Here is a 1,193-nt window from a genome sequence, read left to right on the forward strand (position 1 = left end):
TAAGGATGGTCTGAAGTAGCCATGTATTTCCCCGGCATACCACCTAGCGCAACTTTTAAACTCGCCAAATGATCAAAAAACAATCAATTCGACGAGTATTTCTTACGTTTTCGCCACCCGGACCCCACTCCGGTGGCCATTTCCCGCATTACAGGCGCACCTCTCCTGCATTCGTCAGTAAATGTCGGCGCGCCATCCACAGGTTCGACAGAGCGAACAGTGTCACCAGTTGCGCCGTGTTTTTGGCCAAGCCGCGAAAGCGCACCTTGGTGTAACCGAACTGGCGCTTGATTACCCGGAACGGATGCTCGACCTTGGCGCGCACCTGAGCCTTGGCCTTTTCAATCTTGCGCTTGGCTTTGTACAGCACGCTGCGCTTATCGAGTTTTTTGTAGGTGCTGCGGCGTGCCGCCACCTGCCAGATAACTTCACGTCCTTCATGCTCGGGCCGCTTTTCGACACCGGTGTAGCCTGCATCGGCGCAGACCACGTTTTCGTCGCCATGCAGCAATTTGTCCACCTGGGTGACATCCGCCACATTGGCCGCCGTGCCCACTACGCTGTGCACCAGACCCGATTCGTCATCGGCGCCGATGTGGGCCTTCATGCCAAAATAATACTGGTTTCCCTTCTTGGTCTGGTGCATTTCCGGGTCGCGCTTGCCGTCCTTGTTCTTGGTCGAACTGGGCGCATTGATCAGCGTTGCATCGACGATGGTGCCCTGGCGCAGCGACAGGCCGCGGTCGCCCAGATAGCCATTGATGACAGCGAGGATGCCGGCCGCCAGCTCGTGTTTCTCCAGCAAGCGGCGGAAGTTGAGAATGGTGGTTTCGTCGGGGATGCGCTCCAGGTTCAGCCCGGCAAACTGGCGCAGGATCGTGGTTTCGTACAGCGCTTCCTCCATCGCTGGATCGCTGTAGCCGAACCAGTTCTGCAGCAGATGCACACGCAGCATCGCCATCAACGGGTAGGCCGGACGGCCACCTTCACCTTTCGGATAATGTGGCTCGATCAAAGCAATCAAGCCCTTCCACGGCACCACCCGATCCATCTCGATCAGGAACAACTCCTTGCGGGTTTGCTTGCGCTTGCCAGCGTACTCGGCGTCGGCGAAGGTCATCTGCTTCATCGGGAAACTCGGTGGGTGGGGTCGCGGTATTTTGCCAAATCAGAAAGTCTTTTTCAGAGTTTCC

At 57.1% G+C, this 1,193-nt stretch carries 1 protein-coding gene; it reads right to left on the reverse strand.

Annotated features, from left to right (window positions below; all coding sequences use genetic code 11):
* Nucleotides 1-148 precede the first annotated feature (148 nt).
* Complete coding sequence (locus L6D80_RS29815; RefSeq protein ID WP_010466230.1) at nucleotides 149-1,129, reverse strand: IS5-like element IS1384 family transposase; 981 nt, start codon at nucleotides 1,127-1,129, stop codon at nucleotides 149-151.
* Nucleotides 1,130-1,193: the final 64 nt, after the last annotated feature.

Source organism: Pseudomonas ceruminis, from assembly GCF_021602025.1.
Lineage (GTDB): Bacteria > Pseudomonadota > Gammaproteobacteria > Pseudomonadales > Pseudomonadaceae > Aquipseudomonas > Aquipseudomonas ceruminis.